Source organism: Ramlibacter sp. PS3R-8, assembly GCF_037572435.1.
Taxonomy (GTDB): Bacteria; Pseudomonadota; Gammaproteobacteria; order Burkholderiales; family Burkholderiaceae_C; genus Ramlibacter.
On record NZ_JBBHGT010000003.1, the window covers coordinates 148,740 to 161,843 of the forward strand.

Here is a 13,104-nt window from a genome sequence, read left to right on the forward strand (position 1 = left end):
ACCGGTTGCTACACCTAGCGATAGGACGCCGGACGAGGGCGATTGAGCCAACCACGATGGCCAAGATCATCAGTAGCGGATAGCGGCCGTGGAATGCGCCGGCCCACAACCGCTTAACGGGTCCCGCCACGAACCTGCGGTCACGTAGATCGAGTAGGAGGCGTTGCCCACCAGCACGATTCAGCGCTGAATGGTCCCCTCGGGCGCACCGCGGCGCTCGTACGAGGGGCGCCAGTTGGTGACGCCGTGCGGATGCGCGCTATTTTACCAGGCGGTGATCAGTGCGCGGCTGGAGGGCTTCGGTGAATTCGACGGCGCGGAACGCCGGAACGAACATGAAGTTATTGATGTACCGCCCCTGCTTGCCGCCCAGGCCTACATTTGCTTTGGGTTGATCGCGGGTCAGATCGAACCGTGCAAACGGCTGCAGCTCGCCGTCGCTTAGGAAAAAGGCCGAGTAGCCAAGGCCACCCAGCGTGTCCGCCATGCGGTGCACCGACCCGGGGTTGTGACGCTCCTCGATTTCGATCAACAGGTTCGGTCGTTCGCGCTGCAGCGTCTGCACGGCGCCGGCCACAACCGCCTCCTCAAAACCTTCGACGTCGATCTTGACGAACCCGAGGCCGTGCAGCCCATAGCTATCTAGCGTTCGCATCGGAACGGCAAAGCTCTCTATCGGCACCTGCGCCATCTCCAGCTGGTTTGTTGTGGCCAGCGTGCCCCATGACGCGTTCCCCGCCGGCATGCGAAATTCGGCGCGCCCCTCTTTGTCCGCAAGTGCCACTGGTTCGAGTTGCGCCTGCGGGTAAAACCTGCGCACCACTTCCGCCATTGTTGGATTGGGCTCGAAGGCCATCACGTGGCCGGCGAGCGGCAGCAGGTGCTCGAGGTAGAGGCCAATGTTGGCGCCGACATCTACCGCGATGGTGCCGGGCCGACACAGGAACGGTAGCAGTCGCAACTCTGCCTCTCGGGCAGCCGCCCAGTCAATGGCGCGCCGATGCATGACATCAGGCGCGACTTTTTGGGCGACGGCCCGGAGCGCCTGCTTTACTGCTTTCATGAGTTTCCCTCCGCCTCGGCATTTTAGGCGCGGGCCCAACACGCCGCGGCAAGGGTACCCAAGAAGGCTCTCTACAGAGTGGCTACACCACGGGGTCTTTGAAATTCCGACAGCCTGAAGTCGGTACGCGAGCCGCCCTCGAACACAACCAGGACTGCCAGGCGGTCGACGGCTACCCTTCCGGGTGGTGGCCGCTTGACGGTCAAAACAGTTGCTGGATTCCCGCCTCCGCGGGACCCGAAAAGCCTCCGCGCAAGCGTTAACACTTATTGAGCCAGGCCCGCCCCACCCAGCTCCGTGCACCGGCCGCTCAAAGCCTGATGCACCTGCACCTGCCGCTGCGAAATGACATCCTCATGCGCGGGCGGCACCATAGCGGCCGACAACCGCTCCGTGCAATTCTCCCGCCGCAAGTCCGTGCCGAGCGCAGCGAGATACCGCTCCATGCGCAACAAGCTGCTGTCGGACGACCGTGCGTTGTAGCGCTCCAGCTCCGACTGCAACTGTTGCCACTTCATGGCCGCCGGATCCGAAGCGAGTGCAAGGCTGCCCAAGGTTTGCAAGCCTCGCGCCTTCTGTACCAGCGAGGCCAGTCGCATGGCTGACTTGCCAAGCGACGGTTGACCCGCACCTTCAGCACCCGCAACCTGCGCAATGCCAATCGGCTCGCCCTGCCACCACCCAAAGTTGTCCAGCCTTGCGTCTTGCAGCGGCAACTGGCGCATGTCCTCCTGCAGCAATGCCAGCCGGCGCAACACCTCGCCATCCACAGTGGCGACGAGGCGGTCGCCGAACCACCGGCCCCCGGTTTCCTTCAGCACGGCCTGCAGGGCGAGCACCTGATCGCGTTGCGCGCGGAAGGTGGCGGGGTCCAGCGGTGCCTGCGCATCCTCCGGCAGGTTGGCCTTGAGCGTGCGATAGGCCTTCTGATAAATCATCTCCGAAACCCGAAGGTCGACGACGCGCGTGACGACGGGCCGCGCAGCCTCCGGGAAGACGGGCACCACCTCAGCCTGCACGCGGGCGCGCTCTGCGGCCAGCTTGCGAGCTTCTTCCAGGATCTTCGGCAGTGAAGTGGTCTCTCGCGCTCCCTTGGCGGGCGCAGGTTCTTCGCTCATGAACGAAGCCTTTAACAGCCCGCCCAGTCCATTGCGTATTGCCGCACGCTCCGCCGACAACCCGAAGCGTTGCTCGGACGCGATCCACACAATGCCCGGCGCACCCTGGCTGCCGAAGGTCTGCTCGAACTGGCGGCGGAACTCCGCAAACGCTGCGCCCGACTGGTTGCGTAACTGCTGCACGACCTCGGGCCCCAGCAGGTGGGTGCGCTCGATGCGTTGCAGCATGTCCTGGTAGGCCGGTCCCAGTTTTAGCGTGCCTTCCCGCATCCATTCATTGCTGCCTCGGCTCAAGAATGCGTGCTGGTCTTCCAGCAGCTTGTGCACGGCGCGGTAGCGTTCCAGTGTGCGGTCGAAGGCCGCTGGCCGCACGACGGGCTCGAACAGGCCGGCGCTGCGCGCAGCCAGGTCCTGCTCCAGTGCGAACAGGTCATTGGTGTTCAGCAGTCGGGTGTGCAAGGCGCTCATGGCCTTGGCCAGTGAGCAACGGGTGGCCCATTGCAGGCGAGACTGCATCAGCGCCTGCTCGATGTTCACCTCGTCACCGCCCTGGAACATGCGCACGCTGTGCTCCAGTGCGCCGGGCAATTCCTTGTCCAGCGTGTAGGCCACCAGTTGGCGCAATTGATCCGGGTGGCCGGCGCTGTAATGCAGGGACAGGAAGGATTGCACCGCTGCGTCCAGCTTCTCCACCGCCACCACGTAGTCGCGCACGGCCACGAACTCGGTCAGGTCTTCGGTGCCGGACGTGAGCTTGCGCTCAGGGTTTTCCGGCACCGGCGATCGACAGTCGTTGGAGGGATTCAGGTCGCCGGTGGCGCGAGCCAGCGGTACGCCGGTCAGCTTGGCCGCGCGTGCATAGAGTTCACGACGCACCGTCTCCACAACGATGTCGCTGAACTCGCGGGCCAGCCGCGCCTGCAACTGCTCTTCGAGGTTGTCGACGCCACGCCAGGAGCCGGGCATGAAAGCCGTCCAGGTGGCATCGCGCTGCAGCTTCTGCGTGGCCGACAGCAGCGTCATCGCCTTGCGCCGGTACCACTCCGGGTCCACCCCGTCGCGGCCCTGCACGCGGGCGAGAAAATGAGCGTCTGCATTCATCTGCAGCAGCGTGCGTGACAGCTCCTGCCGCCAGCTCCCCAGTTGCCAGGCGGCCACCAGGATGCCGAAGCCCCAGATGCCGAGCAGCAACCAGGCCAGATGGATCAGGCGCAGGCGGCGCAAGGCCCCCAGGCGCTGCAACAGGGCAGTCATTGCGGAACCGTCGAGCGGGAGGTGCTGGGCGCGGCCTGCAGCAGTTCACGCACCGGCCAGGTTTGCCAAAGCCACAGCGCTTCGGAGAGCGCCAGCAGGAGCAGGGCGCACGCGATCACTGGGATCCAAGCGCGCCATTCAGCGTGGGGACGCAAGTTTGGCGGGGTCGCTTCGCGAACCCGCCCTACGGATGCCGGAGACTCCATCGACAAACTCCCCCTCGTGACAGCTGAGGTTAAGGCTAAGGACTGGGACCCGCCGGGGCGTCAGGTTTTATCCGTACGGAGTGTCGGACGGAGCTGTCAAAGTTACGCTTTCCGTCAAATTCCGGCGGGACGGCGCATAGTCTTCATGCGGTCGACCGCCTTCACGGTGATCTGGCGGATGTCCGCGCCTTGCAGCACGGTCAGGTGCACTTCGCCGTCGGGGTCCGGCGCGGACCACAGCTTCTTGTAGAAGGCTTCCAGCGTGCTCACCCGCTGGCCCTCGATGGCCAGCACCACGTCGCCAGCGGCCAGGCCGGCCTCCTGCGCGGGGCTGTCTTTGTTGACGCGGACGATCTGAACGCGGCCCCCTTGCTCGGTGGAGCTCAGTCCGAGCCAGGGGCGCCGGCTGATGCGCGTGCTGCCAGTCTGCTGCATCTCCGCCAGTACCGGCTTGAGCAGGTCCACCGGAACATACATGTTGCCGGGCAGCGCGCTGTTGTCGCCCATCGCATTGTTCACGAACAGGCTGCCGATGCCCAGGAGCTCGCCGCGTTGGTTGAACAGAGGCGCGCCACTGTGGTTACGCAGCGGCGGGCTGGTGAACAGCGCGCTCTCGATGTGGTATTCCCAATAGCCGGAGAAGGCGCGTTTGCTCACCAACTGCGTCAATGCGACTTCACCGCTGTCGCCACCGGTGCTGGCCATCAGGGGAGTGCCTGTCGCCAACTCGCTCGTGCTGCCCAGTGGGACGGGCGCGATGCCACGCAGCGGCAACAGCGGGCGGAGCAGGCCGAACCCGGTGGCCAGGTCATAGGCCACAGCGCGTGCGGGCAGCGTGCGGCCGTCATGCGTGACCACCTGGATGGCGTCTGCTTCGAGCATCAGGTAGCCGATGGTCAGGATCAGTCCGTCGGGGCCGATCACCACGCCGGAGCCTTCGCGTTGGCGACCCAATGTCTCTGCGGAGCGTGCGCCCTCAGCGGCGCCCACCTGCACGCCCACGACCGCCTGGTTGGCGCGTTGCAGGGCGTCGATCATCTCCTGCTGTGGACCAGTGGCTGCGGCCGCGACGAACACAAACAGATAGAGCGCTGACGCTGCTGCGGAACGTAGAGCGGTGGTGAATCCCATGGCGGGTCCCCGAGAGTTGGTGCTTGCAGGATGCGACAAACCGGGCGGACCTGCAACTGAGTGGAATATTCCGCCCTGTGCTCGGCAGACCCAATTGCTTTTGCATAATCGGCCCCCCTAATTCATTCGACGAGGAGATTCCGTGGCGACCTATCTGGAATTGAAAGCGCAAGCCGAAAAGCTGCTGGCGGAAGCGGAAAGCATGCGGGAAAAGGAAATCGGGGACGCGATTTCCGATATCAAGGAAAAGATCCGCCTGTATGGATTGACAGCCCAGGACTTGGGGTTGGCGCCGTCTGGCCCGGGTCGTGCTAGCAAGGGAAAGAGTGCGCAGGCAGTGATCAAGTACCGGGGGCCGAATGGCGAGGCCTGGTCAGGAGGCCGAGGACGCAAACCGCAGTGGGTAACGAAAGCGCTGAAGGAAGGCAGAAGCCTTGAGGAATTTGCTGTGAAGCCCAGGTGATACCGAAAGGATCGATCAGCTTCGCTCTTAACCCTTAAGTGCAGCAAGCGCGCGACACCGTTGTCCGTAACTGCGTGAATCGCTCGTCCGCCCATTGGGTATACGGCCTTTGGGGGCTTTCCTCCTGAGCTTGTCCTGTGTACTATGGCCGGCTGTGTCTATTCGTATCACGCCGACAGTAACGGTAACAAGAGCGGGGCGGGAGATGTATCGAGCCGAGCAAGAAGTAATGGATGCTGCGGGCGCGGCACGCGCTTACGTACCGGGAGTCCAGGGGAAAGGGCTCCCGCTCGCCCAAGCGCGCCTCAAGCGCGCCGTGGACGTAGCCGGTGCCTTGACCTTTTTCACGTTGTTCCTGCCGCTCTACGCGACAGTGGCGCTGAGCGTGAGGCTGACGTCCAGGGGCCCTGTCTTCTTCGAACAGATGCGCGTGGGCCAGAACGGGCGCAGCTTCAGCTTCTACAAATTTCGTTCGATGGTCGAAAATTCGGAAGAGGCCCTTAGCTCTTTCCTCGACACTGACGACGGCGCCCGGTCGGAGTGGGAGACGTACCAAAAACTCCATCGAGACCCGCGGATCACTTGGGTTGGGCAAATCCTGCGGAAAACCAGCTTGGACGAGCTCCCCCAGTTCTGGAATGTCTTGAAGGGCGACATGAGCCTGGTGGGGCCGCGCCCCTGTATGCTCGAACAGAGGGACCTGTATGGTCCGCACTGGGGCGCTTATTGCGCAGTGAAGCCAGGCATCACGGGTCTGTGGCAGGTTAGCGGACGGAATGCGCTGACGTACCAGCAGCGCGTGCAATTGGACTCCAAGTACGTGCAAAACTGGAGCCTGCTGTGGGACCTGAAGATCCTGGCCAAGACAGTCCTGGTCGTCCTCACGGGCCACGGTTCGCGCTAGCTTGAAAGCTAGCTTCTGAAGCGGCGTGCGCCGCTTCCCTCACTTTTCCCCGTAGCTGTAGTTCTTGTACCGGTACCCGCCGTACCCGTAGCTGCCGTAGTGGCGGCGGGTGACATCCAGAGCGTTGTACAGCACGCCAGTCACCGGCTTGCCGGCGTGCAGTAGCCGCTTGCTGCTTTCTTGCAGCTCACCCAACTGTGTTTCCCCCGCGCGCGCCACCAGGAGCAGCGTCGCAATGTGCGTGGCAATGCCCAACGTATCGGACGCGGCAAGCACGGGCGCAGAGTCCACGAGGACGATGTCGTAGTTCGCCGAGAGCTGATCCAGCAGTTGCGCGAAGGAACCGCTCAACAGCAGTTCTGCGGGATTGGGTGGAATGGCCCCCGTGGTAATGAGGTCCAGGTTGGGGACGCCGGAAGGGCGAGCTGCTTCCGCCATTTTCAGGCTGCCAGCGATCAATTCCGAAAGGCCCCGCGCCCTGGGCAGGCCAAAGTATTGATTCAAGTGGCCCTTGCGGAGGTCGGCATCCACCAGCACGACGCGCTTGCCCGTCGAAGCCAACACGGCAGCCAGGTTGCTCGAGACGAAGCTCTTGCCCACCCCGGGCGTTGCGCCGGTGATCAGGATGCGGTTGTTGGCTGCTTCCAGCATGGCGAATTGCAGCGAGGTACGGAGACTGCGCAGGCTTTCCACAGCGGCGTCGTTGGGATCCGTGGCAACAAGGATGTGCAACCCCGGTTCCTTGCTTGCGACCTTGCGCGCAAGGTTTTCCTGCGTGGTCGATAGCGGGATGGTGCTGTACACATTCAAGCCTGTCCGCTCCTCGATCTCTTGCGGATTTCGAATGGCTCTGAAGAAAGACGCCCGCGCGATGGCGGTCAGCACTCCACCGAATAGACCAAGAAGTGCGGCCAACGCAAGCACTAGCGCCTTCCGCGGTTTAACCGGCTCTTCCGGTGATGCAGCAGTGTCAATAAGCCGCACGGTGCCGATCCGTCCCTCCTTGACCAACTGGAGTTGTAGGGAGCTATTGCGAAGCTGTGAGTACAACTCGTTGTTTACCTTGACGTCGCGCTCCAACCGGAGCGCGTCCTGTTGTATCGCCGGCATCCCACGTACCCGCGTATTCAAGCTAGCGATCTCGGTATTCCATGCGCGAATCTGGTCATCCAGGGTACGTACGCTGGGATGGTCAGACGTAAAACGCGACTGCAATTCCCGACGGCGTTGCTGAGCCTCCAGCAGTTTCGATTGCAGATCTACCGCACGGTTCAAGATAAGCTTTGCTTCCTCGTCCAACGCAACGGTACCCTGGCGATTGCGGTACTGGTTGTAAGCCGCTTCTGCCTGGTCAAGTTGGCGTTTGGCCTGCGGCAGCTGCACATCCAGAAATTGAAGGCTCTTCTGGGCCTCAGCAGAGCGACGCTCTACGTTCTGACGGACATACTGGCGGCCGATCTCGTCGAGCAGCAAAGTGAGTTTGGTTGCATCCGTGCTTTGCAGTGTCGTTTCGATCACGCCGGATTGGCGCCCCTTCTCGATGATTTTGAGTTCTTCCTGGAGATCGATGATCGTCGCCAGCCGAGATTGGCGTATCACGGCGAACTCCGCCCCTGGTTTCCCATCGAGGACCCCAACGTGGATTTTCAGAGAACCGAGCGGCGTTGAAAACTCGCTCATCGCACCGACAGTTGCAGTCAGAACGTTGGGCAGTTCGGGATGCTGTAGTTGAAACTTGCCGCCTCCCAAGGCTGTCAACACGAACTTTGTACCTTCAAGTTCTTTGGGAACATCCATCGCGGCTATGGAGATTTTCTCCGCTCCCGTCACGTAGCCACCGAAGCCAAGAAAACCAGGTTCTGAAAGTTCAGTGGCGCCGCGAGAAAGTATTTTGCCAAGTAGCGGGAGATACCGCGGGCGCGCGTCAATGTACGCCAGTGTGTTGTCAACTGCCTGACCAAGCACCATGCGGGAGCGCAGTATTTCCATTTCTGCACTCGCGGCAGTCTTCGTAGCGAATAAATCTGCTGCGTCCCCAAGAAGGGATTTAGCCGCGCTCGAGTCTTCTACCTGAATCAGGAGGTTGGATTCATAGACCGGCGACTTGAGAAACGCATACGCACCACCCGCCCCGATGGCAAGTGCCGTAATGCCGGCGATCAACCAACGGTTGTCGACCAAGATGTCCCAGTATTCGGCGAGGTCGATGCCATCGTCTTCTGGCACGGGTTGCGCGGAGGGCTGACTCATGGCCAGCTGCGCCTGGTAGTTGGGGGGAGCGTTCATGCGAACTCGGTCAAATCTGCTTCAATTTACGCGTCCAGCTTTGGACACCGGTACTGATTCCGGCGAGCGCAAGACGGAAAGCCGCTTCCGGCTTTCGGTAAGGATCAGGAACGTCGTTTTCGTCCAGCCGAAAAACCCGGCCACGCGTCTCAGGGTAAAGGTCTTCCACCCGCTTGCGTTGTGCGTTCTCCATCACCAGGATCACATCCGCCGCAACGCACAAAGGTCGTGTGACCTGGACGGCGCGATGACTTTTGATGTCCACTCCGCGTTCGGCCATGAGCCGCGTGGCAAGCGGATCTGCCGGGTGTCCGACCAGTGCACCCAGGCCTGCGGATGTCACGTGCAAGTCTGGCGCAGCGGCTGCTAGCAGCGCTGCGGCCATCGGGCTGCGGCAGATGTTGCCTTCGCAGAGGACCAGGATGTTCTTCATGGTCACGGGACCAGCGCATTCCGCGCCAAGCCAAGTGTCTGTGCAGACGGAAGGATCAGCGAAATGATGCGGTTCCAGTTCACCAGCGGCACCGGATCGAGGTACACCACGTCGCGGGGCTGCAACGCGAAGGTCTCTGCCAGCGCAAGCGCAGCCGGGTTGGCTGCGTTCAGATGGTAGATGGCGGGCGCGCCTTCCTGCGCCGTGTTTCGGATCACGTAGATCTGGCTGGTGTTCGCAGTCTGCAGATTGGGCCCGCCCGCCTCACCCAATGCTTCGTTCAACGTCAGCTTGCCATTACGCATCAACAAGGCGGAAGGTCTCAGGATTTCACCCATGACGAAAACCTTGCTTTCGTCGCGGTTGCGCACGGTCACCATGTCGTTGCTTTCCAGCAAGATCTGGTTGGGGTTGACGCCCAGCTCCTGCAACTGCATCAGGTTCACCAGCGTTGTCTGGTTGTTGCGCGTCAGCAGCACGGAGGAGCGGTCGCCGTTGACGGTGATGCCGCCGGCACGATTGATCGCCTCCGGTAGGGTCATTGGGACGTCCGTGAAGATGACGGTGCCGGGCGTCCGAACCTCCCCGTCCACGTACGCGCGGCGGCTGCGGAAGGAATTGATCCGCACCGCGACTTGCGGGTCCTTTATGTACTTGGCAATTTGCCGCTGGATCAATTCTGACGCTTCGATCTCGGTCAGGCCGGCCACACGCACGCGCCCGATGAAGGGAAAGCTGATCTGCCCGTCAGCCCCGACGATGAAACCTGGGGCAGCGCTGATGCCCGTGGGGTCCGCCTGCTGGCTGATCACGGCTCCAGCATTCGGCAGCAATTCGGGGTGGTCATAAATGACGATGACGATGACGTCACCGGGACCGATGGTGTATGGCTTGGGTGTACCGAACAACCGTCGGACTTCGGGCGCGATTTCGCGTGGACGCGCCCGTACTTCCGTTTGCACCAATGCGGGAGTGATCGGAATCACCACGCCCTGGGGCGGTGCGTCGACGTCGCCCGGAACGTATTGACCCAGCGTCACGCTGGTACGCAGTTTGGGGTCCGCATAATCAAAGCCGGGTGCTGTCACCACGGCGCACCCATGCAGCAGCAGTGCCGCTGCCAGCAACAGGCAGCGGCGGACGGGCGCAAAAGCCGCCTTGAACATCGTTCGTCTTCTTTCAACCATCCAATGGATGACAGACTGTAACGTAGGAGCTACGCACTTTCCCGTCAGTGTCATTGGGAGGGACGGGGGTTCCGCGCCTAAGCGTGATAAAGGAACACAACCGTAGGTCAGCGAGCGGCGTCGCGAATCCTGCGGATGTTGTCCTCGAAATAAATAAGGCTGGCCCGGTCAGAATTAAACGTCGCGTCCAGCGTGGGGGTAGGCGGCTGGATGCCGAAGCCGGGGCGCAAGGTATTACCCCCAGATTCCCCCAGGCTGGTTGCGATGCCGTGGGAGAAGCGTGGCGTACCCGTGACCTGGAAGAAATTTGGGTTCATGTCCTTGCGGGGGCCGATCGGTACGGACAGTTCGATGCCTGCGATCTGCGCCGATCTGTCGTCGAACCGGGTGCGGCGGTAGTAAAGGCCGAGAGAAAAGTCGGTGAACCACTGGCGCAAGCCGACCTGGAAACCCAGGTCGTCGAACATGAACCGCCCCGCAATGGCTTCCAGGTAAGTCCGAGTGGCCGCCACGTTATAGCGGTAGCTGCCCAGAATGGGCGTTCCGTTCTCGGGGCCTGCCCCGGGTTCGCCAAAATTCGCGTTGCGAAAGCGGCCTAGCTGCAGGTTCAGGCGGTGCTTTCCTTCGCCCGGCTCCCAGCGCAGGGAAGCCAGGCCGCCGTCGAAGCCGCCGCCGAAGCGGCCGATGGTACCTTCCGCCGTGACGGCAGTCAGCCCCCAACGGCCAATGGCCAGCGGGTCGACTTGGCCTAGCCACTGCTCCATCGGCACACGCCAGGTTTGCGTGAAAGCCAGCCGATCGACGCCATTGCGAACGCGGCGGCCGTAGAACACGCCCCCGGTTTGGAAGTCTTCGGAACGCGCGAGCTCCTGGATGATTCGCAATTCCGCACTGGCGCCCGCCCACAGCGGCTGGACGATGGCCACGCTGGCACCGGCGGAATAGTCGAAAGCGCCGAATTCGGTTCCCACAGTGGTGCGCAGTACCGGGCTGAGCGCAAAGCGCATCGTCTTCCAGCTGGGTTGCGCATTGGTCACGACCCATTGCACGCCGGTGTGCAGTGCCTCCAGGTTGGAGGTGCCCGGCGTGGAAAGCTCGCCGGCCGTACAGGCCTGGTTCTCGCCGGCGATCCACTGGCGCAGACAGTCCGACGAGCCCGTGACGGCCACGATGGGGATCTGCCTCTGGGTCACGATCAGCCGGTACACGGATCGGGTATCGCCCAGGCCGTTGGCAATGGCGCCCAGTGCGGCGCCGATGGCGTCTGCAGTGTTCCAGTTGTAGGTGGCGTTGTTCGCTCGGATGGCGATGGACCCGTCCGGAGCTCGCCCGATGGAGATGTCTTCCAGGCCGCGCGCCCGGAGCAGCGTGGCCAGTTGAACCAACTGCTCGTCCTGCGCCACTTGATTGACAGCGCGAGGCGCAGGCGTCGTGGTCGGTCCAGTTGCTGCCGGGGGCGCAGGCGGAAGGTTCCTGGCTTCGTACGCAGGCAGGGGCTGCTGCGTCCCGGCAAGCTCCGGCAGGGGGCCGCGACGGGCCGAGGAAGGCAGCGATGGAACCTTGTACAGCGGGATCGAGACGCCTGCGCTGAACCAGGATCGGCTGGTGAGGTTCGTGTCGGTCAGGCGGGCATTGGCGCCGATGTGGGCAGACCAGCCCTCCGGCAACCACTCCTTCGGCGCGAACAGCCGGAGTCCTGCCCACGCGTTGCCGTCGGTGTATTCCAGGTGCCCGCGGACCCAGGGAAGGGGTTGCCATGCGGCTGCGGCGAAGGGGCCGTGTAAAGGAGACTGGGAGCCGTTGATTCCCTCGCCGCTACGCTGGGCCCATCCGCCACTGGCTTCCCATGGGCCTTCGTTGTACGTCAGTACGCCGTAGTACGTGCGGAAGTAGGTGACGCTGCCTCCCAAGTCCGTCACGCCGGCCGCAATGCGAAAGCGGTTGGCGCTGTCCAGGCCGATCCCGAACTTGGCGGAAGCTGACAAGTCGCGGGCACCGCATTCCTCGAAGAAGCACTTCGTGTCGAGCGAATTGGTGGCGAGACGACCAGCGACTTCCAGGTTGGGCAGCAGCCCGAACCCCATCACGAAGTTGTGACCTGTCGGATCGCGCACCACGCCGGGCAACTGGTTGTCGTACGCCAACTCGACCCGGCCCCATCCGAGCAGGTGGGCATTCGGGGTTACCCCGAGTCCTGAAAATCCCGCGGCGGTCATGGTGTTTTCAGCCGCAAACGCCGAAACGGTGCACAGGGCTGCACCTGCGAAGAGCGTGGAAGGCAGGAGGAATCTCGGCATGGGTGGCGGATGGTAAGGGTGGGGGAGCCTGCTCTCGCAGACGGTTGACTAGACCATCCGGTTGATGCACATCCATATTTACCTCCCGTTTCATTTCGGGTACGCTTCCTGCAAACCGAATTTACGGTCGTACTTTGAAACTTGCGAGGTTCCCCATGAAAAGAGTGCTATTGCTCGCTGCCATTTTGAGCAGTGCAACCTTCCTTGTCTCCTGCGGCGGCGGCGGCGGCGAGGATTCGACGATGGTGGCGGCCGAGAATTTCGAGGCCTCGGTCGACGCCACGAACGGCGCGAAGCTGTTCAAAGCCCTGGTGGGCGAGTCGTTCACTTACGACAACGGGGTGCCGGATTTCGAAACGACCACCGCCACCCAAGTGGACATCGTGGATGCCCCCGCCAATGCGGAAGGCTTGGGGTTCCGGATCTCTTCGGATGGAAACGAGGCCACGGGCTCGCTGGAGTTCGGATCCTGCATCTTCCGGATCACGGGATCCAACTATCCGTCGAGGCTGGTGGTAGGGACGTTCAAGAGGGTGAGGGATTGCCGCATCCGGCTGAATACGGCAGGGGCGCTTGCGGACGGAACGGTAAAAAGACTGCCCATTACCGTGACGCTGCGCGGAAGGTCCGTTACGAAACTCGTGAACGTCCGGATTGCCGCGAATGGCACCATCCTTATCAACAGCGTGCTCTTCGGTGAGTGCAAGGTGCGCCCGATCACTGGCACCACGGGGGGCGCCTAGCCTTTCCCAACCACGGCTC

At 62.5% G+C, this 13,104-nt stretch carries 10 protein-coding genes; 3 read left to right on the forward strand and 7 right to left on the reverse strand.

The features are described 5' to 3' along the window. Positions 1-259 precede the first annotated feature (259 nt). The 3 genes from WG902_RS12105 to WG902_RS12115 all read right to left on the reverse strand — a co-directional run bounded on the left by WG902_RS12105 (position 260) and on the right by WG902_RS12115 (position 4,772). Complete coding sequence (locus tag WG902_RS12105) at positions 260-1,063, reverse strand: FkbM family methyltransferase (protein ID WP_340060338.1); 804 nt, start codon at positions 1,061-1,063, stop codon at positions 260-262. A 266-nt stretch (positions 1,064-1,329) separates the two neighbouring features. Beyond that, positions 1,330-3,423 (reverse strand): hypothetical protein, encoded by a 2,094-nt coding sequence (locus WG902_RS12110; protein WP_340060339.1) that lies wholly within the window; start codon positions 3,421-3,423, stop codon positions 1,330-1,332. A 332-nt stretch (positions 3,424-3,755) separates the two neighbouring features. Next, positions 3,756-4,772: a S1C family serine protease gene (locus WG902_RS12115; RefSeq protein ID WP_340060340.1), complete on the reverse strand. Its 1,017-nt coding sequence runs from the start codon at positions 4,770-4,772 to the stop codon at positions 3,756-3,758. Positions 4,773-4,914: 142 nt separating this feature from the next. On the opposite strand from WG902_RS12115, the gene WG902_RS12120 reads away from it, so the two are divergent. Further along, entirely contained in the window at positions 4,915-5,235 is a 321-nt protein-coding gene (locus tag WG902_RS12120; protein ID WP_340060341.1) for an H-NS histone family protein, read from the forward strand. Between the two features lie 205 nt (positions 5,236-5,440). Continuing rightward, positions 5,441-6,139 (forward strand): sugar transferase, encoded by a 699-nt coding sequence (locus WG902_RS12125; protein WP_340060342.1) that lies wholly within the window; start codon positions 5,441-5,443, stop codon positions 6,137-6,139. A 39-nt stretch (positions 6,140-6,178) separates the two neighbouring features. Here the strand turns inward: WG902_RS12125 and WG902_RS12130 are convergent, their stop codons facing one another. From WG902_RS12130 to WG902_RS12145, 4 genes are all read right to left on the reverse strand, one after another. After that, on the reverse strand, positions 6,179-8,425 hold the full coding sequence (locus WG902_RS12130; protein ID WP_340060343.1) for a polysaccharide biosynthesis tyrosine autokinase: 2,247 nt from the start codon (positions 8,423-8,425) through the stop codon (positions 6,179-6,181). 10 nt (positions 8,426-8,435) lie between these two features. Further along, positions 8,436-8,858, reverse strand: coding sequence for a low molecular weight protein-tyrosine-phosphatase (locus tag WG902_RS12135; protein WP_340060344.1), 423 nt, complete (start codon positions 8,856-8,858; stop codon positions 8,436-8,438). A 2-nt stretch (positions 8,859-8,860) separates the two neighbouring features. Continuing rightward, the gene (locus WG902_RS12140; RefSeq protein ID WP_340060345.1) at positions 8,861-10,024 is read right to left on the reverse strand and encodes a polysaccharide biosynthesis/export family protein; all 1,164 of its coding nucleotides are present in this window, start codon (positions 10,022-10,024) and stop codon (positions 8,861-8,863) included. Between the two features lie 128 nt (positions 10,025-10,152). Continuing rightward, positions 10,153-12,342: a YjbH domain-containing protein gene (locus tag WG902_RS12145; protein WP_340060346.1), complete on the reverse strand. Its 2,190-nt coding sequence runs from the start codon at positions 12,340-12,342 to the stop codon at positions 10,153-10,155. Positions 12,343-12,497: 155 nt separating this feature from the next. On the opposite strand from WG902_RS12145, the gene WG902_RS12150 reads away from it, so the two are divergent. After that, positions 12,498-13,085 carry a hypothetical protein gene (locus WG902_RS12150; RefSeq protein WP_340060347.1) on the forward strand — a complete coding sequence of 196 codons (588 nt, stop codon included), beginning with the start codon at positions 12,498-12,500 and terminating at the stop codon, positions 13,083-13,085. Positions 13,086-13,104: the final 19 nt, after the last annotated feature.

Excerpts from the sequence above, each read along its gene's own strand:
- WG902_RS12105 (WP_340060338.1), bottom strand. The coding sequence starts at position 1,063 with ATGAAAGCAGTAAAGCAGGCGCTCCGGGCCGTCGCCCAAAAAGTCGCG.
- WG902_RS12115 (WP_340060340.1), bottom strand. The coding sequence starts at position 4,772 with ATGGGATTCACCACCGCTCTACGTTCCGCAGCAGCGTCAGCGCTCTAT.
- WG902_RS12125 (WP_340060342.1), top strand. The coding sequence starts at position 5,441 with ATGTATCGAGCCGAGCAAGAAGTAATGGATGCTGCGGGCGCGGCACGC.
- WG902_RS12130 (WP_340060343.1), bottom strand. The coding sequence starts at position 8,425 with ATGAACGCTCCCCCCAACTACCAGGCGCAGCTGGCCATGAGTCAGCCC.
- WG902_RS12135 (WP_340060344.1), bottom strand. The coding sequence starts at position 8,858 with ATGAAGAACATCCTGGTCCTCTGCGAAGGCAACATCTGCCGCAGCCCG.
- WG902_RS12140 (WP_340060345.1), bottom strand. The coding sequence starts at position 10,024 with ATGTTCAAGGCGGCTTTTGCGCCCGTCCGCCGCTGCCTGTTGCTGGCA.
- WG902_RS12145 (WP_340060346.1), bottom strand. The coding sequence starts at position 12,342 with ATGCCGAGATTCCTCCTGCCTTCCACGCTCTTCGCAGGTGCAGCCCTG.
- WG902_RS12150 (WP_340060347.1), top strand. The coding sequence starts at position 12,498 with ATGAAAAGAGTGCTATTGCTCGCTGCCATTTTGAGCAGTGCAACCTTC.